General features: G+C 63.4%; 20 protein-coding genes. 3 read left to right on the top strand and 17 right to left on the bottom strand.

The annotated features are described in order from the left end of the window. Nucleotides 1-31 precede the first annotated feature (31 nt). A complete protein-coding gene (locus D6Z43_RS22310; protein ID WP_120654207.1) occupies nucleotides 32-937 on the top strand; it encodes a metal ABC transporter ATPase in 906 nt (301 codons plus the stop codon). 54 nt (nucleotides 938-991) lie between these two features. On the opposite strand, the gene D6Z43_RS22305 is transcribed toward D6Z43_RS22310, so the two are convergent. From D6Z43_RS22305 to msbA, 4 genes are all read right to left on the bottom strand, one after another. Continuing rightward, on the bottom strand, nucleotides 992-2,197 hold the full coding sequence (locus D6Z43_RS22305) for an acyl-CoA dehydrogenase family protein (protein WP_120654206.1): 1,206 nt from the start codon (nucleotides 2,195-2,197) through the stop codon (nucleotides 992-994). A 10-nt stretch (nucleotides 2,198-2,207) separates the two neighbouring features. Beyond that, entirely contained in the window at nucleotides 2,208-3,482 is a 1,275-nt protein-coding gene (locus D6Z43_RS22300; protein WP_120654205.1) for an acyl-CoA dehydrogenase family protein, read from the bottom strand. Between the two features lie 111 nt (nucleotides 3,483-3,593). Further along, nucleotides 3,594-5,015, bottom strand: coding sequence for a bifunctional D-glycero-beta-D-manno-heptose-7-phosphate kinase/D-glycero-beta-D-manno-heptose 1-phosphate adenylyltransferase HldE (gene hldE / locus D6Z43_RS22295; protein ID WP_120654204.1), 1,422 nt, complete (start codon nucleotides 5,013-5,015; stop codon nucleotides 3,594-3,596). 104 nt (nucleotides 5,016-5,119) lie between these two features. After that, the gene (msbA, locus tag D6Z43_RS22290) at nucleotides 5,120-6,946 is read right to left on the bottom strand and encodes a lipid A export permease/ATP-binding protein MsbA (protein ID WP_120654203.1); all 1,827 of its coding nucleotides are present in this window, start codon (nucleotides 6,944-6,946) and stop codon (nucleotides 5,120-5,122) included. A 76-nt stretch (nucleotides 6,947-7,022) separates the two neighbouring features. Between msbA and D6Z43_RS28440 the strand changes: the two genes are divergently transcribed. After that, entirely contained in the window at nucleotides 7,023-8,246 is a 1,224-nt protein-coding gene (locus tag D6Z43_RS28440; protein WP_256660901.1) for an O-antigen ligase, read from the top strand. Next, a complete protein-coding gene (locus tag D6Z43_RS28435) occupies nucleotides 8,243-8,899 on the top strand; it encodes a lipopolysaccharide kinase InaA family protein (protein WP_256660900.1) in 657 nt (218 codons plus the stop codon). Before D6Z43_RS28440 ends, D6Z43_RS28435 begins: the two co-directional genes overlap by 4 nt. Nucleotides 8,900-8,906: 7 nt before the next feature. Here D6Z43_RS28435 and D6Z43_RS22280 read toward each other — a convergent pair whose 3' ends face one another. From D6Z43_RS22280 to glnE, 13 genes are all read right to left on the bottom strand, one after another. Continuing rightward, nucleotides 8,907-9,776 carry a glycosyltransferase gene (locus tag D6Z43_RS22280; RefSeq protein WP_120654202.1) on the bottom strand — a complete coding sequence of 290 codons (870 nt, stop codon included), beginning with the start codon at nucleotides 9,774-9,776 and terminating at the stop codon, nucleotides 8,907-8,909. Continuing rightward, a complete protein-coding gene (locus tag D6Z43_RS22275) occupies nucleotides 9,769-10,911 on the bottom strand; it encodes a glycosyltransferase (RefSeq protein WP_120654201.1) in 1,143 nt (380 codons plus the stop codon). The genes D6Z43_RS22280 and D6Z43_RS22275 overlap by 8 nt, the downstream gene beginning before the upstream one ends. After that, the gene (locus D6Z43_RS22270; RefSeq protein ID WP_120654200.1) at nucleotides 10,908-11,825 is read right to left on the bottom strand and encodes a glycosyltransferase family 2 protein; all 918 of its coding nucleotides are present in this window, start codon (nucleotides 11,823-11,825) and stop codon (nucleotides 10,908-10,910) included. The genes D6Z43_RS22275 and D6Z43_RS22270 overlap by 4 nt, the downstream gene beginning before the upstream one ends. Further along, nucleotides 11,815-13,572, bottom strand: a complete 1,758-nt coding sequence (locus D6Z43_RS22265; protein ID WP_120654199.1) for a carbamoyltransferase — start codon at nucleotides 13,570-13,572, stop codon at nucleotides 11,815-11,817. Before D6Z43_RS22265 ends, D6Z43_RS22270 begins: the two co-directional genes overlap by 11 nt. Nucleotides 13,573-13,576: 4 nt before the next feature. Further along, on the bottom strand, nucleotides 13,577-15,034 hold the full coding sequence (locus D6Z43_RS22260; RefSeq protein ID WP_120654198.1) for a lipopolysaccharide kinase InaA family protein: 1,458 nt from the start codon (nucleotides 15,032-15,034) through the stop codon (nucleotides 13,577-13,579). Continuing rightward, nucleotides 15,031-15,786, bottom strand: coding sequence for a lipopolysaccharide kinase InaA family protein (locus D6Z43_RS22255; protein ID WP_120654197.1), 756 nt, complete (start codon nucleotides 15,784-15,786; stop codon nucleotides 15,031-15,033). The genes D6Z43_RS22260 and D6Z43_RS22255 overlap by 4 nt, the downstream gene beginning before the upstream one ends. Continuing rightward, nucleotides 15,783-16,520 (bottom strand): lipopolysaccharide kinase InaA family protein, encoded by a 738-nt coding sequence (locus D6Z43_RS22250; protein WP_120654196.1) that lies wholly within the window; start codon nucleotides 16,518-16,520, stop codon nucleotides 15,783-15,785. Before D6Z43_RS22250 ends, D6Z43_RS22255 begins: the two co-directional genes overlap by 4 nt. Further along, nucleotides 16,517-17,332, bottom strand: a complete 816-nt coding sequence (gene rfaP, locus D6Z43_RS22245) for a lipopolysaccharide core heptose(I) kinase RfaP (protein WP_120654195.1) — start codon at nucleotides 17,330-17,332, stop codon at nucleotides 16,517-16,519. Before rfaP ends, D6Z43_RS22250 begins: the two co-directional genes overlap by 4 nt. Next, the gene (locus tag D6Z43_RS22240) at nucleotides 17,329-18,450 is read right to left on the bottom strand and encodes a glycosyltransferase family 4 protein (protein ID WP_120654194.1); all 1,122 of its coding nucleotides are present in this window, start codon (nucleotides 18,448-18,450) and stop codon (nucleotides 17,329-17,331) included. The genes rfaP and D6Z43_RS22240 overlap by 4 nt, the downstream gene beginning before the upstream one ends. Continuing rightward, nucleotides 18,450-19,511: a lipopolysaccharide heptosyltransferase I gene (waaC, locus tag D6Z43_RS22235; protein ID WP_120654193.1), complete on the bottom strand. Its 1,062-nt coding sequence runs from the start codon at nucleotides 19,509-19,511 to the stop codon at nucleotides 18,450-18,452. The genes D6Z43_RS22240 and waaC overlap by 1 nt, the downstream gene beginning before the upstream one ends. Continuing rightward, nucleotides 19,512-20,555: a lipopolysaccharide heptosyltransferase II gene (gene waaF, locus D6Z43_RS22230; protein ID WP_120654192.1), complete on the bottom strand. Its 1,044-nt coding sequence runs from the start codon at nucleotides 20,553-20,555 to the stop codon at nucleotides 19,512-19,514. A gap of 93 nt (nucleotides 20,556-20,648) precedes the next feature. Then, on the bottom strand, nucleotides 20,649-21,572 hold the full coding sequence (locus tag D6Z43_RS22225; RefSeq protein ID WP_120654191.1) for a branched-chain amino acid transaminase: 924 nt from the start codon (nucleotides 21,570-21,572) through the stop codon (nucleotides 20,649-20,651). A gap of 42 nt (nucleotides 21,573-21,614) precedes the next feature. Beyond that, nucleotides 21,615-24,548 (bottom strand): bifunctional [glutamate--ammonia ligase]-adenylyl-L-tyrosine phosphorylase/[glutamate--ammonia-ligase] adenylyltransferase, encoded by a 2,934-nt coding sequence (gene glnE, locus D6Z43_RS22220; protein WP_120654190.1) that lies wholly within the window; start codon nucleotides 24,546-24,548, stop codon nucleotides 21,615-21,617. Between the last annotated feature and the right edge of the window lie 173 nt (nucleotides 24,549-24,721).

The following is a 24,721-nucleotide window of genomic DNA, read 5'->3' as shown; positions in this document are numbered from 1 at the left end:
CACTAGCCGACCCCTGCCAGAAGGAGCCGACATGCCGCGAATCCTCGCACGCAAGGACCCCAGCGCGTTCAAGACCCTACCGCTGCATGTCGAAGCCAGCGCTGATGCCCTCAGCTATCAGAGTCTTGGCCGGCCATTGAACTTCACCCAGATGCTCGAGCGTCGTCGTCCGGTGAAGGTGAATGACAACCAGCGCTTCGCGGTGGAGCTGGCGAACCTTGGCGTTTCGGTGCGGCTCACCCTGAACCTGCAGGGCCGCGATTACTGGCTGCTGGTGCGTCAGCGCCGGCAGGATCGCGGCGACACCGTGCTGAAGCTGATTTCCGGGTATGTACCGGCCCATGAGCTGAACCTGCCGCTCCTCACCGCCATCCAGGAAGTGGCCGAGGAATGCCTGATCGAAACCCCGGAGGGATGGCTGGGGGGACGTTTCGCCGATACCTGGCTGCCAACGCCCTACCAGCGTGAGCTGCGCTACCGCGATGCCAATCACTTCCGCCTCAGCCCACTTTCCGGCGCCGCCCGTCCGGTACGCAACGGCAAGCTGATCCTGCTGGAGCGGCCCGAAGCCTACGTGCACCTGCCAACGGCCTCGCTGCAGCTGGTCTACGACCTGCGCCTGGACCTGCCACGGGACAGCCACCAGATCAGCCTCTTCCATGTGGACGAAGTGCTGCAAGGTAGTCAACTGGTGGCGAGCCTCGAGCGGCGCCGGCCCGACATCTACTTGCTACCGCTGCACCAGGGTCTGCCGACCGGTGACTTGCTGACTCTACGCAACGGTGAGTTCAAAGCCGCCAGTACCCGTGGCATCTGGTTGTCGGAGAGCTTTGCCGAACAGGATGGCTGGCTGGTGCACGAGGAGCGCGTGCGCTGGCGCGACTGGCTGGCGCGGGTCGGGACGGCCCGACCGCTGGGAAAGAAGATCGCCTGCTGACCACCGGGGCGCTCTAGGCACCCCGTCCACACTAGGCTCGCCCGCTTCGCGCCATCACTTCAGTTCGCTGGAGGTTTTGCCCAATAGCCGTCGGGCGACGATCAGCAACTGGATCTGCTGGGTGCCTTCGAAGATATCGAGGATCTTCGAATCCCTCGCCCATTTCTCCAGCAACTCGTCCTCGCCATACCCCAGGGCTCCGACCAGCTCCACGCACTTGAGCGTGACCTCATTGGCCACTCGCCCGGCCTTGGCCTTGGCGATGGAGGCCTCCTTGGAGTTCGGCAGCCGGTTGTCCGCCATCCAGGCAGCTTTCAGGGCCAGCAACCGCGCCGCCTCCCACTCGGCCTCCAGGCGATAGAGCGTGGCTTCTGCATGGCTGGCGGCGAGTAGCGGTTTTGTATAGTCGAACCGGCAACCGGCCTTGGCCAGCAACTCACGGGTTCGATCGAGCGCGGCCTTGGCAACGCCCACTGCCATTCCAGCCACCAGCGGACGTGTGTTATCGAAGGTCGCCATCACCCCAGCGAAGCCTTTCTGGACATCAATCTCGGCATTGCCGAGGAGATTGGCCGCGGGAACACGGCAGTCGTCGAAGCTGATGGAGGCAGTGTCGGAAGCCTTGATGCCGAGCTTTTTCTCCAGGCGCGTCACCTTCATACCGGGCGTGCCCTTCTCCACCACGAAGGACTTGATCGCCGCACGTCCCAGGTTGCGGTCCAGCGTGGCCCATACCACCACCGCATCGGCGCGCCCGCCGGAGGTGACGAAGATTTTCTCGCCGTTCAGCACGTAGTGGTCGCCGTCCTTTACCGCGGTGGTGCGAATGGCGGCCGAGTCCGAGCCGCAACCAGGCTCGGTAATGGCCATGGCCGCCCAGGCTCCCCGGAAGCGCTTAAGCTGTTCCTCATTGGCGACCGCAGCGATGGCGGCGTTTCCCAGCCCTTGGCGCGGCATGGCCAGAAGCAGGCCGACATCGCCCCAGCACAGCTCCATCACCCCCAGAAGCGCGGAGAAGTTGCCACTATTGCGCACCCCCTCCTGCGTTCCTGCGCCACGTTTGCTGGCAGAGCCTGCCCCGATGGCTTCCGGCGAACCGGCGTTCATGCCATCGAGCATTGCCGCCAGCAGATCCAGCTCGCGAGGATAGGCATGCTCAGCCTTGTCGTACTTGCGTGACAACGGGCGAAAGTACTGTGCCGCTACCTGATGGGCCTGAAGGCTCAGGCCACGGAATTTCTTCGGGATTTCCAGGTTCATGCTGCCTTCCTCACAAATGCAGGCCGCCGCTCATCACGGCGATGGCGCGCAGGTCGCGGTACCAGCGCTCGGCCGGGTGTTCCTGGGTGAAACCATGGCCACCGAGCAATTGCACGGCATCGGTGCCGATCTTCATGGCCTTTTCGGCGCATAGCAGGCGCGCCAGGTAGGATTCGCGCTGGAATGCTTCTACCCGATCGGCACGGGCGCAAGCGCGCCAGACCATCAGGCGCATGGCGTCCAGTTCGACGGCAATGTCCGCGACCATGAACGCCACGCCCTGGCGATGGCTAATGGGTTCACCGAAGGCCATCCGTTCGTTGCAATAGCCGATCACGTAGTCCAGCACAGCCTGGGCAGTTCCCAGGGCAAGGGCACACCAGGCCAAGTGGCCAAGGTCGAGAAACGCCTGGTAGTCGAAGTCGACGGCAGCCAGACGACGCTCAAGCGGGACTTGCACGCCCTTCAAGCGAACGCGGGCAGTGCCGCAGCTCCTCAGACCCATTGCAGGTTCCGGCCGCAACTCCAGCCCCTTGCTGCCGGCATCAATCAGGAACAGTGCGGTCCCGTTGTCGGTGTTGGCGGCGACGATGATGCGACTGGCGTCCAGCCCGTCGAGCACCAGGCATTTCTCACCGTTCAGCAGGTAATGATCTCTCTTGCGCTGGGCGCGGGTGGACAGCTTGTGGGGGTCGAACAGGACCGTCGGTTCGTTTACGGCGATGGCCATGCGCGGCACAGACCGCCCATCGAGGAAAGCCGGTAACCAGGCCGCCTGCTGCTCAGGTGAAGCCCAGCGACGGATGCAATTGGCGGCTGACAGCGGTACCAGCAGAGCGGCCGCCAGGCTCAAGTCGCCCTTGGACAGCGCCTCAGCCATCAATGCATTGGTAAGGATGGCGCCCTCGCCTGCCATACCGCCCAGCCCCTCACCGACACCGTAATGCACCAACCCGAGCGCATGGGCCTGATTGAGTAGTCCGGCCGGCACCGCACCCCGGGCGTCCGCTTCGTGGGCCGCCGGACGCAGGGTTTCCTGGGCAAAGGCCTCCAGCATCTCCACCAGCATCCGCTGTTCGTCGGAGAGGGAGAGATCGAACAGCTCACCCGCGCGGACCGAGTGCGACTGCTGGCGGGATCGCCGGGCAGCGAGATTGAAGCCGACACGGGCACCACCGTAGAGGAGCTTCTCCAGGGTCTTGCGCAGCTTGAGGCGGTCAGGCCAATGGGACTGGGCTACGCGATTGAGCAAAGCCAGCGCGCGGCCCTGTGCGTTGGGGAACATCGGCATCGCACTCCATGCAGGATGAGGATGCCGGGATGATGTTCGGCATCGACCCGGACGCCTATGACCGGGCCGACATCTGTGACTGGCAGAGTTGCCAGTCGGACGGGATCACTTGCTGCGGATTTTCTCGACGATCGCTGTGGTGGAGCTGTTTTCCACCAAACCGAGCACCCTCACCTCTCCACCGTAGGCGCGCACGATATCGGCACCTACCACCTGGTCGATGCCGTAGTCGCCACCCTTCACCAGGACATCTGGCTTGACCTGGCCGAGCAGGCGCTCCGGGGTGTCCTCGGGGAAGCTGACGACCCAATCCACCGCGCCCAGGCCAGCCAGCACAGCCATGCGGCGCTCGACACTGTTGATCGGACGGCCCGGCCCCTTGAGGCGGCTGACCGACGCATCGCCATTGACCGCCAGCACCAGGCGATCGCCTTGCGCGCGGGCCTGTTCCAGGTAGGTCACGTGGCCGGCATGGAGGATGTCGAAGCAGCCGTTGGTGAAGACGATCTTCTCGCCGTGGGCGCGGGCATCCTCGATGGCCAGCAGCAACTGGTCCAGGCTCAGCACACCACGTTCGGAACCCTGCTCGCGCTGCACAGCACGGCGCAATTCCGGAGCACTGATGGCGGCGGTGCCCAGTTTGCCGACAACGATGCCTGCGGCGAGGTTGGCGAGCGCCACGGCCTGCGGCAGTTCTTCGCCCGCGGCCAGGGCGGCGGCCAGGGTGGATATCACGGTGTCGCCGGCGCCGGTGACATCGAACACTTCGCGGGCGCGGGCCGGCAGGTGCAACGCGGAATGACCAGGACGCAGCAGGGTCATGCCATGCTCGCCACGTGTGACCAGCAAGGCTCCCAGCTCCAGTTCCTGCATCAGCGCCGCGCCCTTGGCGACCAGCTCCGCCTCATCGGCACAGCCGCCGACGATGGCTTCGAACTCATTGAGATTCGGGGTGATCAGGCTCGCACCACGGTAAATGCTGAAGTCCTTTCCCTTCGGGTCCGCCAGTACCGGCACGCCGCGTTGGCGTGCGGCCTGGATCAGCACCTGGTGGTTCTTCAGTGCGCCCTTTCCATAGTCGGACAGCACCAGGACCCTGGCCTGGGGCAGCAAGCGCTCGACTTGTGCCGCCAGCGCCTCGGTGTCGGTACCGAAGGCTTCTTCGAAGTCCATGCGCAGCAGTTGCTGGTGACGGCTCATGACGCGCAGTTTGACGATGGTCGGCTGCTCGGCAAGGCGCTGGAAATGCACGTCCACGCCTGCAGCGTTGAGGCTGTCGCTCAGGCTGTCTGCCGCTTCGTCGGCGCCGGTGATACCCACCAGCATGGCAGGGGCGCCAAGTGCCGCGATGTTCAGCGCAACGTTCGCGGCGCCGCCGGGACGATCCTCGATCTGCTCTACCTTGACCACGGGAACCGGGGCCTCGGGGGAGATGCGCGAGGTGCCGCCATGCCAGTACCGGTCAAGCATGACGTCGCCCACCACCAGAACGGGGGCCTGATCGAATCGGGGCATGGACAGTTTCATGGAGTCTCCGGACGTCAAAATCGGCGCGGATCATACCATAGCAGGTCAGTTGGCCTGACCTACCCGGGAGCATCGGAACCGCTTGAGGGGCGCGGGGGTGATGGCTATCCCCCGCTCGCGGCCCAGCTCGCTTCCGGCTGAGCCTCTTCGGCGAACTGATTGGCATGGAGCCGGGCATAGTAGCCGTTCATCGCCAGCAGTTCCGCGTGGTTGCCACGCTCGACGATGCGTCCCTGATCCATGACCAGGATCAGGTCCGCCTTTTCGATGGTGGACAACCGGTGGGCGATGACCAGCGTAGTGCGGCCGTCCATCACGCGGTCCAGGGCGGCCTGGATGTGCCGCTCGGACTCGGTGTCGAGGGCCGAGGTGGCTTCATCCAGCACCAGCACTGGAGCGTTCTTCAGCAGAGCCCGTGCAATCGCCAGACGCTGGCGCTGGCCACCGGACAACAGCACACCGTTTTCCCCGACTTCTGTGTCGAAGCCCTGGGGAAGCTTGTCGACGAACTCCTTGGCGTAGGCGGCCTCAGCGGCCCGCTCGACGTCCTCGCGCGGCGCGCCGGCAAGATCGCCATAGGCGATGTTGTTGGCCACCGAGTCGTTGAACAGCGTTACCTGCTGTGTCACCAGGGCGATATGTCGACGCAGATTGCGAAGGCGATATTCCTCGATGTCCACGCCATCCAACAGGATCTGCCCCTGCTCGTGGTGGTAGAAGCGCGGAATCAGGTTGGCCAGCGTGGACTTGCCGCTGCCGGAACGCCCTACCAGGGCGACCATCTGGCCCGGCTGGGCCTCGAAGCTGATGTCCTGCAGCACCGGTTTGTCGGTGCCGGGGTACTGGAAGCTGAGATTGCGTACTTCCAGACGGCCGCTGACGCGCTCCCGTTCGACGGAGCCGCGGTCCACCTCAGTCTCTTCATCCAGTTGCTCGAAGATGCTTTCCGCACCGGCGACGCCGCGCTGCACAGTGGAGCTGACCTCGGAAAGCTGGCGGATCGGTTTCGGCAACAGGCCGGCAGCAGTGATGTAAGCCACCAGGTCACCAGCGCTGGCATCACCGCGCAGGAAGAGCACGAGGAACATGAGCGCAGCCATCGCGGTGTAGATCACCAGCTGCAGCATCGGGGTATAGACAGCCGAGGTCTTGGTCATTCTGAGCTGCTTGCGGGTATTGTCCTCGCTGGCGGTCCTGAACCGGCCGGACTCGTAAGCCTCGCCACCGAAACTGCGCACCACCCGGTAGCCCTGGATGGTTTCGGAAGCCACATGGGTGACATCCCCCATGGCCACTTGGATCTTCTTGCTCTGCTTGCGGAATTTCTTGCTGGCGCTGCTCACCATCAGGGCGATAAGCGGCAGGATGGCAACCATCACAAGCGTCAGCTTCCAGTTCATCCACAGCAGGTAACCGAACAGGAAGACCACGGTCAGGCCTTCGCGGATAACCACCTTGATCGCATCGGTGGCCGCGCCGGTGACCATGGTCACGTTGAAAGTGATGCGCGAGATCAGGTGCCCGGAGTTGTGGCTGTCGAAATAGCGGTTCGGCAAGGCCAGCAGGCTATTGAACAGGGCAAGACGCAGGTCATGCACCAGGCCGAGAGAAACTCTGGCAAGGAAGTAGTTGCCCAGGTACGAACCGAGCCCCTGCCAGGCGGCGATGAGGATGATCAGCAGCGGCACCGCCTGCAGCAGTTTCAGGTCGCGGAGGTAGGCAACGTCAGGGAACAGGACGGCATTCGGATTGCTCAGGCCATCCACGAAATACTTGAGGATGCCCGCCAGCATCGGCTGGGTCGAAGCGAAGATGATGTAGCCGATGATGCTGACCAGGAACATCCCGGTGTAAGGACGAACATAGCCCAGCAAACGGAGGTAAATCTTGAGGCTGGAGGGCCGGGAGGCTTCAGGGTGCTGATCGGACATGCGCTCACGCGTCGACTTTGTCGAAAGGTTGCAAAGCTTATCACAGAGGAACCCACCCCTATTCGCGGATGCTAAAATGCCGGCCTTTTGCCGTGAAGCATCGGTTCACACAGTGCAGTCCATTCCTATGTTCCCCAGGCTTTCAGCGCCTTCGATCTCTCACTTCATCATCAATCGCTGGCTCGTGCTGGGATACCTGGCACTGCTCACCGGGCTGTTCTGGTTGCCCAATGGCAGCCTCTACACCAAGGTGTTTTACGGCATGGTCGCCGTCCCTGCGCTGCTGGCTCTCATCCACCGCCCGCGCAAGCTGGGTACCCTGGCTCGTGAGCCGATGCTGATTGCCTTCCTGCTCTTTGCCGCTTGGCTCCTGCTAAGCCTGAGCTGGTCGGGAACTGACGTTGAGCGCGGCGGGCTTGGCAAACGCCCGCTGTACGTATTCATGCTCTTTGCAGGCTGCACGTTGATTGCCCTGGAAGATCAAGAGCTGCTTCTCAAGGCACTGAAAGTGGGGGCCGCGGTTGCATCACTGGCCGCGCTAGTCAACTTGGTCATCTACGCCACGGCCCCACCACCGGACTGGCGTCTAATTGGCGTTGGAGCACTGCGCAATTCACTGCTGACGTCGCACGTATTCGGCATGTTCTGCGCCTACTGGATTGCCGTGTGGCTGACGCGGGACGTCCGTCGCGACTGGATCTCGGTACTTCTATGCCTGCCACTACTGGCGGCCCTGATGGCAACTGGCTCCCGCACACCGCTGATGGCGCTTGCCATAATGAGCATCTGGATGCTCATTATGGCACCGCGCCGAAGCGTCTATCTCATGGCTGCAGGAAGCGTCCTTGCCTTGGTGAGCTTCCTGACACTTCCAGATCTACTACTGCAGCGCGGGGTCTCCTTCCGCCCGCAGCTCTGGAGTAATGCGCTCGGTCAGGCAGCACAACATCTCTGGCTTGGCTACGGCTATGACAGTCGCTTCACCTTCCATGCCGAGGGCCTCGGCCTGAGCATGAGCGACCCGCACAATGTTGAGATCGCCGTAATGCTCGAACTGGGGCTTGTCGGGCTTCTATTCTGGGTGGTGATGTACGGCTGCGGCCTCTGGCGCTGCTTCAGCCAACGCCAGCACGGTGGTTTCAAGATTGCTTCGGCCCTGGTCATCTATGGACTCGCCGCCGGCCTTACCGAGGGCAGCAGCTTCCTCTCGCGTCCCAACGAGAGCTGGTTCCTGATCTGGATTCCGCTCTCGCTGGTCGCCGCACTGTCCATCAGCCAACGAGCCCTGGAAAAGCAATGAAGATCCTGAGCGAAGCACAGCTCGACTCCCTGCTGCTCGGCGCCCATATCATTGAAGAAGATGGTCTTGGCCTGAAGGTGGCACGCCTCTCGAATGGCGATTTCCTCAAGCTCTACCGGCGCAAGCGCTTGCTCTCTTCTGCCCTCTGGTCGCCACCCGCCCGACGCTTCGCCCGCAATGCGGAGCGACTGCGAGAGCTCGGCATCGCCGCACCGATGATCGAGGAGCTGATGCTGATTCCTGGCCGCAAGCTCAATGCCGTCCAGTACCGACCACTACCGGGAGACACGCTGCGCAACCGCTGGCGCACGCTCGACGATTCAGCGCGGGAAAAGGATGTGGAACAATTCGGCGCCTTTCTCGGCCAGCTCCACCAGCTGGGTGTCTACTTCCGGTCACTGCATCTGGGCAATGTGCTGAAGCTGCCGGAAGGTGAACTCGGTCTGATCGATCTCTCGGATATGAAGATCGAGAACCGCCCACTTGCCCCCTGGAAGCGGCGACGCAACCTGCAGCACATTCTGCGCTACAAGGAAGACAGCAACTGGCTGCTGCAACTGCATCGTGCGGCGTGGATAAGGGGCTACTCCACCACCTGCGGAAAAAGCGCTGCGGCCCGCTTCGACCGCGACCTTTCCCGCATCCAACCCTGAACCTGCCCTAACCGAGCAGCAATCGCCCCAAGGCTCGCAGTGTCTTGGCGTTCCAGCGACGCAGCGGAAGCTGGCGCAGCAATTCGCGCGCAAGCGGCTTGTCGTCGCGCGCGCACTTGAGCAGCATCGAATTGATGAAGTTCGCACAGACCTCCGGGTAGGCAGGATGGTCGGCGAATCGCGCGTAGGTCTGCATGACCGTCTCGATCATGAAGCTCCGGTTCTTGTACGTGTTGGCGCCATGTACGCGGTACTTGGCCAGTACGTCCGGAAGCACATCGATGAAATAGCCCGCGTGGGTTATGTTCAGCGCCACCAGCAAATCCTCCAGGCGAATACTGGTGTCGAAACCACCTACCGCCTCCAGCGCTTCACGCCTGAACAACAATGTGGGGGCGGGGGCACCATCCTTCGCGGACGTGAAGACATCATCGAAGTCGAGGCGGCGGAACGGCCGCTCCCGGTCCCGCTTGGACAAGGGATTTCCTTCAGCATCGATTTGCTGGATGTTGCCGGCGCAGATGCCTACTTCCGGCTTACCCTCCATGTAAGCGACCTGGATCGCCAAACGCTCCGGCAGCATGATGTCATCGGACCCGAAAGGTGCGATCAAGCTTCCCTTCGAGCGCGCGATGGTCTCGTTCAGAGTGCGGGCAAGCCCCTGATTCGCCTGCGCCACGAAATCGAAACCGTGAACCTCCTGCAACCGGCGAATGCGCTCGACGCTGCCATCACGGGAACCGTCGTCCACCACCAGCAGCTCTACATTTGGGTAGGTCTGGGCAAGGACGCTTTCGATGGCGGCCACGATGTAGTCGGCATGGTTGTAAGAGGAAATGATCACGCTGACCAGCGGCAGATCCTTCGATTCACTCATTGCGCTTACCTTCCAGTAACTCCACCAGTAGATCACGGTACTGGCGGCGGAAATCTTCGATTGAATGGGCTCGGCACAGATACCGGTAAGCGCGTTCGCCTTCAGCGGCGCGCTCTTGCGCGGACAACGCCAGCACGTCGCGCAAATGCCCGGCAAGTTCGACGTGCTGCCCGGCGGGAGCGATACGACCGCCACAGTCTTCCAGGATCGGCTTGAGACTGGGAATGTCCGAGCCGATAACGGGCAAGTGGCCGCTCATGCCCTCCAGCAGGGCCAGCGGCAATCCCTCGCTCAGGGAGGGCATGACGAAAGCATCGAAGGCTCGCACGTATTGCAGCGCGTCGTCCTTGGCTCCCAGCAGCAGTGCCCGGTCTTGCAGGCCGAGTTCGGCAACTGCGGCCTCCAGCTCAGGTCGCGCACGTCCCTCGCCGATGATCGCAAGCAGAGCATTGGGATATTCAGCCTTGATCTCGGCGAACGCTCGTAGCAGGTGGATGTGTCCCTTCACGGGCACCAGGCGGCCAATTGCACCGAACACGAAGGCATCTGCCGGCAGCCCAAGCATTTCGCGCGCCATTTCGCGCGGATGTTGCAGGCTCTCGGCTCGGGAAATGTCGATGGCATTATTGATCTGCCGGGTATTGGCAGGTGTGAATCCCGCGCCAGCATTAATCAGGTAATCGCGCACCGCACGAGAAACCCCAACGAGCCGCCAGGCTGGCGTCATCAGTTGGCGGGCCACCCAGCAGCGGAAGGAACGGTCGTACTCACCGAAACCATGGGCAACGCCGACGCACGCACGAATGCCCAGCCAGCGATTGAGCAACATCAGCATGTTCACCGGCTTGAAGCGATGAGTGATCACCGCGTCATAACCTTCGGATCGGCAATGCCGGTAGAGGGCCCAGAGGGCACGCAGGCGCAGGCCGCTGACAGCTGACTTGCTGTAGCCGAAGTAGATCGAGCGCTCAGCCTTGCTCACCGGCTCGCCCGGACCGGGACGGCCTCGCAAGAAAGCGGTAGTGACCTCGTAGCGGTCGCTCGGCAGGGCCTGGATGATCTGCTCGGCCAGATCGGAGGCATTGACGTTGTAGTAGTTCTGCAGTTGCAGAACCTTGATACGGCGCTGGCTCATACCGGGTTCTTCTTGGATTTCAGCCAGAGGCGCAGGGCCTTGCGGCTGTACGACAGTTTGAACAGCACACGCCAATCCGTGCGCAGCGCTTCGCGGTAGTACTCGCGCGCACCGTTCTGGTCGCCGGCCAGCAGGCAGGTCCGGAACAGCGACAGGCAGCGCTGGGCGCGATAAGCGGGCTTGATCGACTGCAGACCGGGCGGGAGCTTGCGGAAGACTTCGTCCACCAGAGCCAGGCCGACCTTCCGAGCGGCTTCGGCGTTGTGGCGCAGGCTGCCGGGATGCTTGTGGATGCGAGCCAGCATCAGGTCGAGGACCACCACTTGCCGTTGCGTCAGGCAATAGGCAAAGACCGGAATGTCCTCGCTGTGGCGCAAGTGTTCGGGATAGGGCCGTTCCAGCAGCAGCTCGCGGAGGAACACGCAGGAGCCGTGGCCGAGGGCGATCTTCTTATCCAGCAGGTAGTCCTTGAGTCGCTGCGCGGGCTCACCGGGAACGGTGTCGGCAGGGTGCTCCCGCTCGCGACCATCGGGCTGGACGGCAACATGGCCGGCCAGCCAGAGGCCGACGTCGGGTTCGCGGCGCAGACGCTCGCAAAGCCCCGGAAGGACACCGGGGGCCAATTCATCATCGGCGTCGAGGAGCAGGACGTAGCGTCCCTGGGCCAGTTGCACGCCGTTGTTGCGGGCTGTGGAAGGCCCCGCGTTGGCCTGGCGCACGCCCTGGAAGGCGGCGCCGTAGCGCAGGCTCAGGGCGGTGAAGACTGCCGGGGTGTCGTCGGTGGAGCCATCGTCCACGACCCAGAGTTCGACCTCCGGGGTGGCCTGGGCCAGCACCGACTCCACGGCACGCGGAAGCACGCCCGCGTAGTTGTAGGTAGGGATGACAACGCTAAGCAGCGGCTTAGCCGACATTGTCATACCAGTCCTTGCCTTCCTTGACGACGAGGATGTCTTCCATGATCAGGTACTGCAGGTCCGAACCGTAGAACATGTTCAGCGCATCGGTGGGCGAGCAGATCATCGGCTCGCCGCGACGGTTGAGCGAAGTGTTCAGGGACACGCCGTTTCCGGTAAGGACTTCCAGTTCCTTCATCAGGTCATACCAGCGGGGATTGTGGCGACGTTCCAGGACCTGGGCACGGGACGTGCCATCCTCATGCACCACTTCGGCCACGCGGGTCTTCCACTCTTCGTTGACTTCGAAGGTGAAGGTCATGAAGGGCGACGGGTGATCGACCTTGAGCATCTGCGGCGCAACGGTGTCCAGCATCGACGGGCAGAAGGGGCGCCAGCGCTCACGGAACTTGATCTGCTCGTTGATGCGGTCGGCCACGCCGACCGCACTCGGGCAACCGATGATGGAACGGCCGCCGAGGGCGCGCGGGCCGAACTCCATGCGGCCCTGGAACCAGGCGACAGGGTTGCCGTCGACCATGATCTTCGCGATGCGCTGCGGCGTGTTCTCGATGCGCTTGAACACTGGTTTCTGCGGATGCTTTGCGCAGGCGGCGATGACGTCTTCGTTGCTGAAGGATGGGCCGAGGTAGACGTGTTCCATCTTCTCGACCGGCACGCCGCGCTTGACCGAGACGTAGGCAGCGGCGCCCACCGAGGTACCGGCATCGCCGGACGCGGGCTGGACGAACAGCTCCTTCACCTCCGGACGGGCGATGATCTTCTGGTTCAGCTTGACGTTCAGCGCGCAACCACCGGCGAAGGCGATCTTGCCGGTCTGGCGGATGATGTCGCCTAGGTAGTAATCCATCATCTCCAGCGCCAGCTTCTCGAACAGTGCCTGCATGCTGGCGGCGTAGTGGATGTAGGGGTCATCGGCGATGTCGCCCTGGCGCTTCGGACCCAGCCACTCGATCAGCTTGGGCGAGAAGTAATAGCCCTTGCCGTTTTCCTTGTAGCGGCGGAAACCGATGACGTTGGCGTAGTCGGTGTTGATGATCAGCTCGCCATTCTCGAACTTGGCCAGACGCGAGAAGTCGTACTTGGCGGCGTCGCCGTAGGGCGCCATGCCCATGACCTTGAATTCGCCATCGAGCATCTCGAAGCCGAGATACTCGGTGATTGCGCCATACAGGCCGCCCAGGGAATCCGGATCGAAGAATTCCTTGATCTTGTGGATCTTGCCGTTCTCACCCCAGCCGAAGAAGGTGGTGGCGTACTCACCCTTGCCATCGATGCCGAGGATTGCGGTCTTTTCCTTGAATCCCGAGCAGTGGTAGGCGCTTGAGGCGTGGGCCAGGTGATGCTCCACCGGCTCGATTTTCACCTTCTTCGCATCGAAGCCCAGTTGCTCCAGGCACCAGACGATCTTCTTGCGGTAGCGCTTGTAGCGGCGGTTGCCCATGAGGATGGCGTCCAGCGCACGATCCGGGGCGTACCAGTAACGCTTGGCGTAGTGCCAGCGGGCCTTGCCGAAAAGACTGATGGGCGCGAAGGGAATGGCCACGACGTCGACGTCGGAGGGCTTGATACCGGCCTGCTCCAGGCAGAACTTGGCCGACTCGTAGGGCATGCGATTCTTCGCGTGCTTGTCGCGCACGAAGCGCTCTTCTTCGGCGGCCGCGATAAGTTTGCCGTCGATGTAGAGCGCGGCGGATGGATCATGGCTGAGAGCGCCGGAAAGGCCGAGAATCGTCAATGCCACGGGGTTAGCCTCTTTCAGGGCAGGTGCCCGGCACCTGCGGTAAACGTTGATCCAGTAGCTGGTGCAGTGCCGACTCGGCCGGCCAGTTCCGCAGGAAGCGCGCGCGGTCGCGAGCATAGGCCCTGGCGAAGCTGCGCTCGCTACGATGCTGGTACACGGCATCGAGATCGATCAGGGTCCAGCGGCCGTCCTGCCAGAACAGGTTGTAGCCCTTGAAGTCGCCGTGACTGATGCGCTCGCGGATAAGCGTAGCGAACAGTCGGTCGAGAGCTTGCAGCTCGGCTTCCGGTGGAGCACCAGCCCCATCAGGATTGTCCAGATAGGGTCGAAAACGGGCGATTATATCTTGCCCGGAGAGATATTCGGTAATCAGGTAGGCCCGGCCGCGCAGCCAGAGAAAACGCCGCTCGAGCACAGCCAGCGGACGTGGCGTGGCGATGCCAAGGAACTCCAGACGGTTACCCTCGCGCCAGCTGTGCCAGGCGCGACTCGGGCGCCAGAAGCGCGTCAACCAGTGCAGCAGGCCCTTGATGTTGTAACGCTTGACCAGCAGTTTGCGTCCGTCGATCTGGACTTCCGCCACCGTGGCAGTAGCCCCTTGCTTCAGCGAGCGCCCTTGCTCAAGCGCGGCGTCCGGCGCCTGCAGCAGCCTTTCGAGCCCTGCTTCTGTCTCCCGACGAACCGCGCGCAGGCCGAATGCACCGCGAACGACACTGAACAGGCTGCAATCGCGAGCGATCTTCTTCATATAGTCGCCAAGACGCCATTGCCGCATCCGGGCAATTTCCTTTTCCAGCGCCTCCAGCGGCAAGGCATGTTCGCCATTGACCAGCAGGTACTGCACCAGCAACTCCTCCAGGAACGGGTCCAGCTCCGCCGGCAGCTGGGCGAAGAACACACCCAGGTTGGCCATGACCTTATCCCGTGGAAGCGGACTGCCGGGTGTTTCGGCGCGGATGCCGCCACCATCGATCACCTGCAGCTTTCCACCATGGCGCAACAGATTGTCGAGGTGCAGGTCTTCCTGGGCGAGCCCGGCCAGATGCAACCGGGCGATGGCGCCAAGTGCCTCGCCCAGCACGGCCTGCTGACCGTCGGACAGCGGCGCGTCACGCTCGACCTCGCGCCAGGCATCCCAAAGGCTCTCCGCCGACTCCAGGTACTCGAACAGCAGCCAGCCGCCCTGCCCCGCTTGATGCCCCTCGCTCAGAAGCTCCGGGGTATCGATGCCGTGCTCATGCAGCGCGCGGGCACCTGAGAGCTCACGATGGAAGTGCCGCTCGGCCTTGCCGCCGACCAGCAGCTTGGCCAGCACCCTGCGTCCTTGCCACACCGCCACGCCCACATAGCGCTGCCCGGGCAGCACCCGCAGCAGGCTCTGCAGCTCCAGACCGCCAGCTACGTCGAGGCGAATGGGAAGTTTCGGGCTGCGTCCTGCCCGGGCCAGTTCCGCAAGAGTCATCGCTCGCGTTCCTTATTGCGACGGCGTCTGGCGAGACGAGCCAACCAATCGCTGACCTCGGCCGAATCCCGCGGACGTTCCAGATAGCCCGCCAGCAGCTCGCGCACCTCGGCCTCCCCCCAGGCGTCAGCCCGGCGAACCAGGGCTTCCAGGTCCTTGACGCGATCCCGACGACCCAGCAATAGCGGACGGGTCTTTTCCAGGTCGATCAGGCAGGCCTCGAACCCGTCCTGGGTTTCCCGCAGGAAGACATGCTTGGGATAGAAGCAGCCATGCACCTGGCCGGCGCTGTGTAGACGCCGCGCCAGAATGGCTACAGCGGCGAGGAGGGTCGCACGCTGAACGGCGGCCATCCCGCCCCACAGCTCGAGGTAACTGGCAAGCTCACGCCAGCCGTCCAGAGCGCGGGACACCAGGATCGCGCGGCGCTCGCCATCGATCTGGCGGGTACCGAAAAAGGCCGCCTGCAGAGCCGGAACGCCCAGGTCCTGGTAACGGCGGATATTGCGGAATTCGCGGGCGAAGGTGGGTTCGCCAAAAGGTCGCAGCACGCTTCGGCTGAGAAAGTTGCTCTGCCGCTTCAGATAGTAGGCGGCATCGCCGAGATCCAGGCGGAACACGCTGCTCCAACCTCCGCGGCCGGTGTTGGGCGCATCCACCGCCTCCAGGCGCAGCGCCCAGAGCGAGTCGAAGCTGTCCAGGCCATGGCGGGCGAGGATCTCGCGATCGGCCGCTGCGATGAAGTCGCTCATTCGCGTCCCTCGAAGAACTTGAGAATCTGCCGTATCCGGCGCTTGTCGTTGCGTTCCAGGCCCGGTCGATCCTGGTACTGCAGGTAGAAACGCAGGCGCTGGCTGCGGCTCAGGTGGTACTTGGCAACCTTGTCCAGACAAGCGAGGTCCTTGATGACCCGGTAGTGCAGGAAAGGCCCCCACCAGAAGGTGCCAGTCGGGCAGTCGATCAGGAAAAGTTCGCCTGTTTCATCGACCAACAGGTTGCGCCACTTCAGGTCGTTGTGGGCGAAGCCGTGGTCATGCAGGCAGCGAGTAGCCTTGGCCAGTTGCCGGCTGACACGGTCAACCCAGCGCGGATCGGCCAGGCGCGGATCGCCCTGCTTGGCCAGCTCCGCCATGTCGACCGTACCCTTGAGCTCCTGGGTGATCAGCGCACCACGGTGGAAAGCACCAGCGCGGCGCTCCTGTCCCCAGCCCACGACGGGAGCGGTCGGAATACCCCACTTGGCGAAGTACTTGAGGTTCTGCCACTCGGCCTTGACCCGCGGCCGGCCCAGCCAGCGACGCAGCCCCTTGCCCGCGGCCCAGTAGCGTTTGACGTAGTAGCGCACTCCACGGTGTTCCACCCGCAGCACTTCGGATAACGGGTCGCCCGTGATCCAGTCGCCTTCCAGAGCGAACACCTTGTCGAGGTCAGCGAACAGCTCGGCGACGTCGGCATCCAGCCCCTCAGCCAGTTTCCATTGGCTCACGCCTGTCCTCCCTCGGCGTACTTTCGTTCATAGCGCGAGAGCAGGCGCGCGGCCTTCTGCTCGAGCCAGGACAGCAGGACGGCTTCATCCTTCAGCACCTGGCGCAATGGCTGGCGAAAATAGGTCTTGAGGAAACGCAGCTTGTCGCGTCGGGTCAGGCCGATGTTCAGCGCCGAGAAATACAACCCGGCCAGGTCCTTGTTACGCCAGCGCCGGGGCGTTGCCACACGGGTCTGTGCGCGATGCAGGTCGATCAGCGACAGCTTGAATTCGTCGGCCGTGACCGGACGGGCGGTGTGCAGCAGGAAGTGGCAGATATAGCAGTCGCGGTGATTGACCCCGGCACGGTGCATGGTCCCGGTCATGCGCGCCACCTCGTCGATGAGCGCCCACTTCAGTCGCACGGGCGGCGGATTTCGCGGCCAGTCGACACAGTAGTCTTCAAGGCTGATGGTGGGCGCCAGCTCTTCGGTGACGATGAACGAGTGCTGGCGCGCCGGGTTGCCACCACGCTCGCCGAACGCCACGGCGGTCATGGTCGGTACGCCGGCCTCATGCAGCCGCTGGATGGCCGCCCACTCCTGGCCGGCGCCGAGTACCGGGGCCTTCGCTGTGACCAGGTTCTTGATAATTTCGCCCCAGCCGATGCCACGGTGAATCTTGACGAAGAAGCCCTCGCCATTCACCTCGGTGCGCAGCGTGCGGCGGCCTTCCAGCTCGCGATAGACCTCGCCCTTGAGCGCTTCAACCTCGTCAAAGGCATCACGCCCGGCCCAGAGGCGCTCGAAGGGAGGTTTGAGGACAAGCTTCATGGGCGCTCCGCGAGGATAACGTCCGCTGCGCGCTGCGGCATGCTGTAGAGGTCGGCGCTGTCGGCGAAGGCCAGGCCGCTGTCGCTCCAGTGCGCACGGGCGGCCTGGTCGGCGAGCATATCGGCGAGCAACTGGTTGAGCGCCTCCTGATCGAAGGGGCCGGGCAGCACGCGGCCGCTGTCGGCCTCGGCAATGTAGTGGGCGTAGCCGCAGACGTCGGTAACCAGCACCGGCAGACCGGCGACCAGGGCTTCCAGCAGCACGGTGCCGGTGTTCTCGTTGTAGGCCGGATGGATCAGCAGGTCGGCGCCCAGCAGGAAACGCGGGATATCGCTGCGCCCCTTGAGGATGTCCACCTGGTCGGAAATTCCCAGGGTCTTCATCTGCAGCAGGAAGGGCTTGGGATCATCCTGGCCGATGACGATCAGGCGAGTACGCTTCTTCAGCTCGCGTGGCAGCGCGGCTACGGCCTTGAGACTGCGATCCAGGCCCTTGGTCTTGAAGCCCGAACCGATCTGCACCAGTAGCAGGTCGTTGTCGCCCAGTTTGAACTCACGACGGAACTCGGCGCGGATTTCCGCGGCGTTGGCCGGAGCACGGCGGTCAGCGGCGATGCCCGGCGGGAGCAGATGGAAACGCCCGGCCGGAGTGGCGTAATGCTTGACGAACAGCGGTTGCTGTACCTCGGAGATCATCAGCACTTCAGTCTTCGATTCGGGGGCGAACACCGCGCGCTCGTAGTCGGAGAAATGCTTGTAGCGGCCCCAGCGGCGGTAGAGGCCATTGCGCAGGTTCTGCGCCTTGTCCTCGAAACAGGGGTCGGCGGCATAGTAGACGTCCAGCCCAGGCATCTTGTTGAAGCCGATCACCCGGTCCACCGGACGCCGAGCCAGATCAGCCTCGACCCAGGCGGTGAATTTCTCATTGCGCTTGTGGTTGAACAACGCCTTGACCGGCGCGATCAGAACCTCGAAACCGTCCGGGATATCGCCTTCCCAGATCATCGTATAGACGCGAACGGCATGCCCACGGCGCTGGCACTCCAGGGCGATACGCATGAAGTCGCGCTGCAGGCCACCGAAGGGGAAGTACTTGTAGAGCACGAATGCCAATTGCATCAGTGGATATCCTCGGTCAGCAGCAGGGCTTCCAGCTGGGTCGCCACACGCTGCGGATTCAGCCGGGTAAAACATAGCGGCTGTTCGCGCTTCAGGTCGAACAGGCGAATATCCTCCGCCGTCGGCTTGTAGACACAGGTCTTCTTCAGGCAGGGCGCACAAGGGAAGTCGCTGCCCAAGTGGATCTGCGACCGTCCATAGGCGCCGGTGAAGCCGGGATTGGTCGGACCGTAGAGCGACAGGGTCGGCACATCCAGCGCAGCGGCAAGGTGCCCGAGACCAGTGTCCACCGCCACACATGCGCGGGCCCCGGCTACCACCTTGGCCATTCCCGCCAGGGATAATCTGGGGAGCACTGCGGCCTTTTCCAAGCCTTCGGCGATGCGTTCGGCGCGGGCCTTTTCCGCCTGGTTACCCCACGGAAGGCGCACATGCCAGCCATGATCGCAGGTGCGCTCGGCGAGCTCGCGCCAGTACTTCTCTGGCCAGTGCTTGGTTTCCCAGGTGGTGCCATGGAGGAACAGCAGATAGGGCGAACCATCTGGAGCGTCAGCGAGCTGCGAACGGTTCAAGCCGTAATTGCCCACACCTTCCGGTACGCGGTAGTCCAGGGCCTGCGCGAACAGCTGGCGCACGCGCTCGACGGCGTGCTGCCCCCAGGCCACAGGATAGCGACGGTCATAGAAGTGGCTGGCCAGCGGCTCACGGGCAGAATCGCGATCCAAGCCAACCACAGGGGCTTTGGTATAGCGCGTCAGCAAGGCACTTTTCAGCAGGCCCTGAGCATCGATCACCAGGTCGTAGCGGGTTTCCCGCAGGCGGCGCTTGAAGCGACGCCACTCGCCGCTCCTGAGCGTCTGCCAGATGTTCTTTCGCCAGCGCCGAACGGCCACCGGGATGACGTGGGCCACGGCCGGGTGCCAGGCCGGGATCTCGGCAAAACCTTCCTCGACAACCCAATCGAACTGGATGCCGGGAATAGCACGAGCAGCATCGGTCAGTGCCGGCAGGGTGTGGATGACATCGCCCAGTGAAGAAGTCTTGATCAGTAGTACCCGCACTCAGCGACTCTCCACCAGTTCGAGCGGGTCCGGCACCAGGCGGTCCAGGGCTTCGATCACCGGACGCGGCTTGAGCTCGCGCAGGCAGTTGTAGTGGCCGAAGCGGCAGGTTCGTTCGAAGCAGGGACTGCATTCCAGACCAAGTCGGACGATCTCCACCTGCTCGGCCAGAGGCGGTGTGAACTGCGGCGAGGTCGAGCCGTAAACCGCCACCAACGGACGCGCGAGTGCAGCAGCCACGTGCATCAGCCCGGAGTCATTGGACACCACGGCGCTGGCGCAGGAGAGCAGGTCGATGGCTTCCGCCAGACTGGTTTCACCAGAGAGATTCACCGCCTCCTCACGCAGACCTGGGATCAGGCGCATGCGGATGTCTTCGCCGCCCGGGTGGTCGTTCTTCGAGCCGAACAGCCAGACTTGCCATCCGGCGCGGATCTTCAGCTCAGCCACCTTGGCGTAGTGCTCGGCGGGCCAGCGCTTCGCTTCGCCGAACTCCGCCCCCGGGCAGAGCGCCAGCACCGGGCGATCCAGGCCAAGGCCGAACTTGGCCAGTGCCGCGTCGCGGCTGACCGGATCGATCCGCAGCGAAGGGCGCGGATAGGGCTTGGGCAGCTCGACGTCGGGCTCGAAGGCCAGGGCCATGAAACGCTCGATCATCAGCGGGTAGCGAGACTTGTCGAGCGTACGAATGTCGTTCAGCAGGCCGTAGCGCATCTCGCCCTTCCAGCCAGTGCGCTTGGGAATGTCGGCGAACCAGGGCACCAGGGCCGACTTCAGCGAGTTCGGCAGGAGGATCGCCTGGTCATACTGCCCCACCAGGGATTTGCCGATCTTGCGCCGGCTGGCGATATCCAGCACACCGTGGCCAATCGGGAAGCTCAGGGCCTGGCGCACTTCAGGCATGCGCTCGAGGATGGGCCGGCTCCACTCAGGGGCCAACACGTCGATCTGACAGTCGGGATGGCGGGCTTTCAGGCACTGGAAGAGTGTCTGCGCCATCACCATGTCGCCGACCCAGGAGGGTCCTACGATGAGAATCTTCATAAAGGCAGCTTCAAGCCTCAAGCGACAAGCCGCAAGCTCCAAGCGGCGGTCACCACTTGCAGCTTGCGGCTTGCCGCGTGCAGCTTAGTCGGATTACTTGACTAGGGTGCGCCACTCGCCGTGGGCGGAGGTCTTGCCGGTCACCAGGTCGAAGTAGGCTTTCTGCAGCTTCTCGGTCACCGGACCGCGACGGCCGATGCCAATCTTGCGACCGTCCACTTCGCGGATCGGGGTGACTTCAGCGGCGGTACCGGTGAAGAAGGCCTCATCGGCGATGTACACCTCGTCACGGGTGATGCGCTTCTCGACCACCTTGATGCCCAGCTCGCCGGCCAGGGTCAGGATGGTTCCACGGGTGATGCCATTGAGGCAGGAAGTCACTTCCGGGGTGTACACCACACCATCCTTGACCAGGAAGATGTTCTCGCCCGAACCCTCTGCCACGTAGCCTTCCGGGTCCAGCAGCATGGCCTCGTCGGCGCCGCCGGAGATGGCTTCCTGCAGGGCCAGCATCGAGTTGATGTAGTTGCCGTTGGCCTTGGCGCGCGTCATCGAGATGTTGACGTGGTGGCGAGTGTAGGAGCTGGTGCGCACCTTGATGCCGTTGACCAGCGCTTCTTCGCCCATGTAGGCGCCCCAATGCCAGGCGGCGACGATTACATGGACCTTCAGGCCGGTAGCGCGCAGCCCCATGCCTTCGCTGCCGAAGAACACCATTGGGCGCAGGTAGGCACTTTCCAGGCCGTTTTCACGAACGGCGGCGCGCTGCGCTTCGTTGATTTCTTCCTTGGAGAATGGAATCTCCATGTTGAAGATGTGGGCGGAGTCGAACAGACGGTCGGTGTGCGCCTGCAGGCGGAAAATGGCGGTGCCGTCCGGGGTGTTGTAGGCGCGCACGCCTTCGAACACGCCCATGCCGTAATGCAGGGTGTGGGTCAGGACGTGAGTGGTTGCTTCGCGCCACGGCACCAGTTCGCCGTCATACCAGATCACGCCATCACGATCGGCCATCGACATATTGCCAGCTCCTCAAGAATTCGATTGGTTCAGCCATTCGAGTCAGTTCAACCCCAACTCGCGCCAGATCCGCGTCACGCCTTGGCGCTCCGCGTGGAACTGGTCCCCGCGCACCACCCCCGGCTGCTTTTGCAGGGCCTGGCGGTGAGCCGCTGAACGGTAGGCTTTGTAGGCCTCCTGCAGGAGACGAACCTCGTCGCCTGCCAGCAGTTTTGCCTGTTCCAGGCCATCCAGGATGCGGATGTTATCGGTGTAACGAACCAGCTCGGGATGCTGTCGTGACCAGGCCAGGGCCGCATATTGCACCATAAATTCGATATCGACGATACCGCCGGCATCCTGCTTCAGATCGAAGGCCGCCGCGGCCTCGAAGGCATTCTGCCCCGTGCCGGCGCCGGTTTCGCGAGTACCGAGGTTGTCACGCATCTTGGTCCGCATCTCGCTGACCTCGACACGCAGCGTGGCCAGGTCGCGCTCACGACCGAGCACCGCCAGGCGAACCTGTTCGAACGCAGTGGCGACGCGCGGGGAGCCCACAAGCACCCGCGCGCGCACCAGCGCCTGGTGTTCCCAGGTCCAGGCCTCATTCTCCTGGTAGCGCTGGAACGCACCGAGGGAACTGACAAGCAGGCCCGCCGCACCCGACGGGCGCAGGCGCATGTCCACCTCATACAGGGCGCCGGAAGTGGTCTGGGTCGTCAGCAAGTGAATGATTCGCTGGCCCAGGCGGGTAAAGAACTGCGCCCCGTCGATGGGCTTGGCGCCATCGGTTTCGGCCTGCGGGTCGCCGTCATGGATGAATACCAGGTCCAGGTCCGAGCCGTGGCCGAACTCCAGGCCACCCACCTTGCCGTAACCGACGATGATGAAATCCGGGTCGCAGAGGCTGCCATCAGCGCGCTTGGGCGTACCGTGCTTGGCTACGGTATGGCGCCACGACAGCGCCAGAACCTGGTCAAGGATGGCCTCGGCAAGCCAGGTCAGGTAATCGCTGACCTTCATGAGCGGCAGCGTGCCGGCGATTTCCGAAGCGGCCACGCGAAGGCTGTGGGCCAGCTTGAAATGCCGCAAGGCTTCCATCTGCTGTTCCAGGTCGTCTTCGGGAATGCGCGTCAGGCGCTCGCGCAGCTCGGCAGCCAGCTCGGGAGCCAGCGGCGGACGATAGAGACGCCCTTCATTGAGCAGCTCATCCAGCAGTAACGGGAAGCGAGTGATCTGCTCGGCGATCCAGGGGCTGGCAGCGCAGAGCTCGATCAGCCTCTGAAGTGCACCTGGGTTCTCGGTCAGTAGAACCAGATAGGCGGAACGCCTTGCCACCTTCTCCACCAGGGGCAGTACCCGCTCCAGCACCAGGTCGGGCTTTTCATGCTCAACGGTCAGGTTCAGCAGGCGCGGAATGAAGGCATCCAGCCGCTCACGACCAAGACGCTGCATCGCTCGCACCTGAGGGCCGTTGCGCAGGTCCGTGAGTCGACGCCAGGCGGCGCCAGGCTCGGCAAAGCCAGCCTCACCCAACTGTCGGCAAGCGCTCTCTTCATCCAGCGCCTCTTCCCAGAGCGGCAGCCATTCCCCACCGATGCAGCTTTCGCCGTCGCCGCCCTCTTCTTCATCCGGGTCGGCGATCACCTGCTGGAAGTGCCATTCGACACGCCCGCGCCAGTGCATCAGGCGCTCGTGAAAGGCTGCCCAACCATCGAATCCCATGATGAAGGCCACGCGCGCGCGATCGAGGTCGTTGTCCGGCAGCATCTGGGTCTGGCGGTCGGCAATAGCCTGCAGGGCATGCTCGGTATAACGGAGGAATTCGTAGCCCTCCTTCAGCTCCGCCACCACTGGCGACGGAAGATAACCCTGGCCTTCCAGCGTATTCAGGACCGTCAACAGCGGCCGCTGTTGCAGGCTGAGGTCGCGACCACCGTGGATAAGCTGAAACGCCTGGGCGATGAACTCCACCTCGCGAATGCCGCCGGAGCCTAGCTTGACGTTCTCGGTCATGCCCTTGCGGCGCACTTCCTGCTGGATGAGTTGCTTCATCGAGCGCAGCGCCTCGATGGCGGAAAAGTCCAGGTAACGGCGATAGACGAAGGGGCGCAGCATTTGCAGGAGTTGGGCACCAGCAGCCTGGTCACCGCCCACGGTCCGCGCCTTGATCATGGCGTAGCGCTCCCAGTCACGCCCCTGGTCCTGGTAGTACTGCTCGAGCGCATTGAAGCTGAACACCAGCGGACCGGAGGAACCATAAGGACGCAGACGCATGTCCACACGGAAAACGAAACCGTCCACGGTTATCGCATCCAGCGCCTTGATCAGTCGCTGGCCGAGGCGGGTGAAGAACTCCTGATTATCCAGGGCGCGCTTGGCACCCTCAGTCTCGCCACCTTCCGGGTAGCCGAAGATCAGGTCGATATCGGAAGACAGGTTCAGCTCGAAGGCACCCAACTTGCCCATACCCAGCACTACAAGATGCTGCGGCTGGCCAGAGCGCCGGCCGATCGGCGTTCCGAACTGAGCGCAATGTCGGCTGTAGAGCCAGTGGTAGGCCAGATCGATGCACGCGTCAGCGAGGTCGGAGAGGTCACGGCAGGTTTCCGCCAGATCGGCCTGCCGGGTCAGATCGCGCCAGATAATGCGCAGTTGCTGGCGATTGCGATAGCGGCGCAGGCGTCGGCCGAGATCATCCTCTTCCGTGCAGTCCTCCAGCAGCTCCGCGACCTGGTCGCGCAGCTCGCCAGGTGCCAGCGGCCGTTCCAGCTCACCGGTAGCCGCCAGAGCCAGCAGCATTGCCGGATCACGCTGTGCCTGATCGGAGACGAAGTCACTGGCCGCAGCGACGCGGGCGAATGCCTGCTGCCGCTCGTCGGGCCAACTATCGAAGTCCGGCGTTCGCTCGGCGAGGGCAACACGGACGGCAGACAACGCCCGATCGGCGCTGGGCTGGAGGTTGGCCGACAGGTCGGCCAGCGGCGGCAGGCTCATGGTCTATCCTTTCTGGGCTGCGGGCCGAGGCTGGACCCGTGGCTGGCGCAGCGGTGGCGGAACAGCTCTAACTCGGGGCCTTCAGCCGACTGCGCCTCGCAGTCTGTAGTTTTACTACGAAAGATTGTATCCAGAGGGCTGAAACCTTCGTCGATTTGTAGTAAAACTACACG

Source organism: Pseudomonas sp. DY-1, assembly GCF_003626975.1.
Taxonomy (GTDB): Bacteria; Pseudomonadota; Gammaproteobacteria; order Pseudomonadales; family Pseudomonadaceae; genus Metapseudomonas.
The sequence above is the reverse complement of the archived record's forward strand: the minus strand, read 5'-3'. Positions and strand labels throughout refer to the sequence as shown.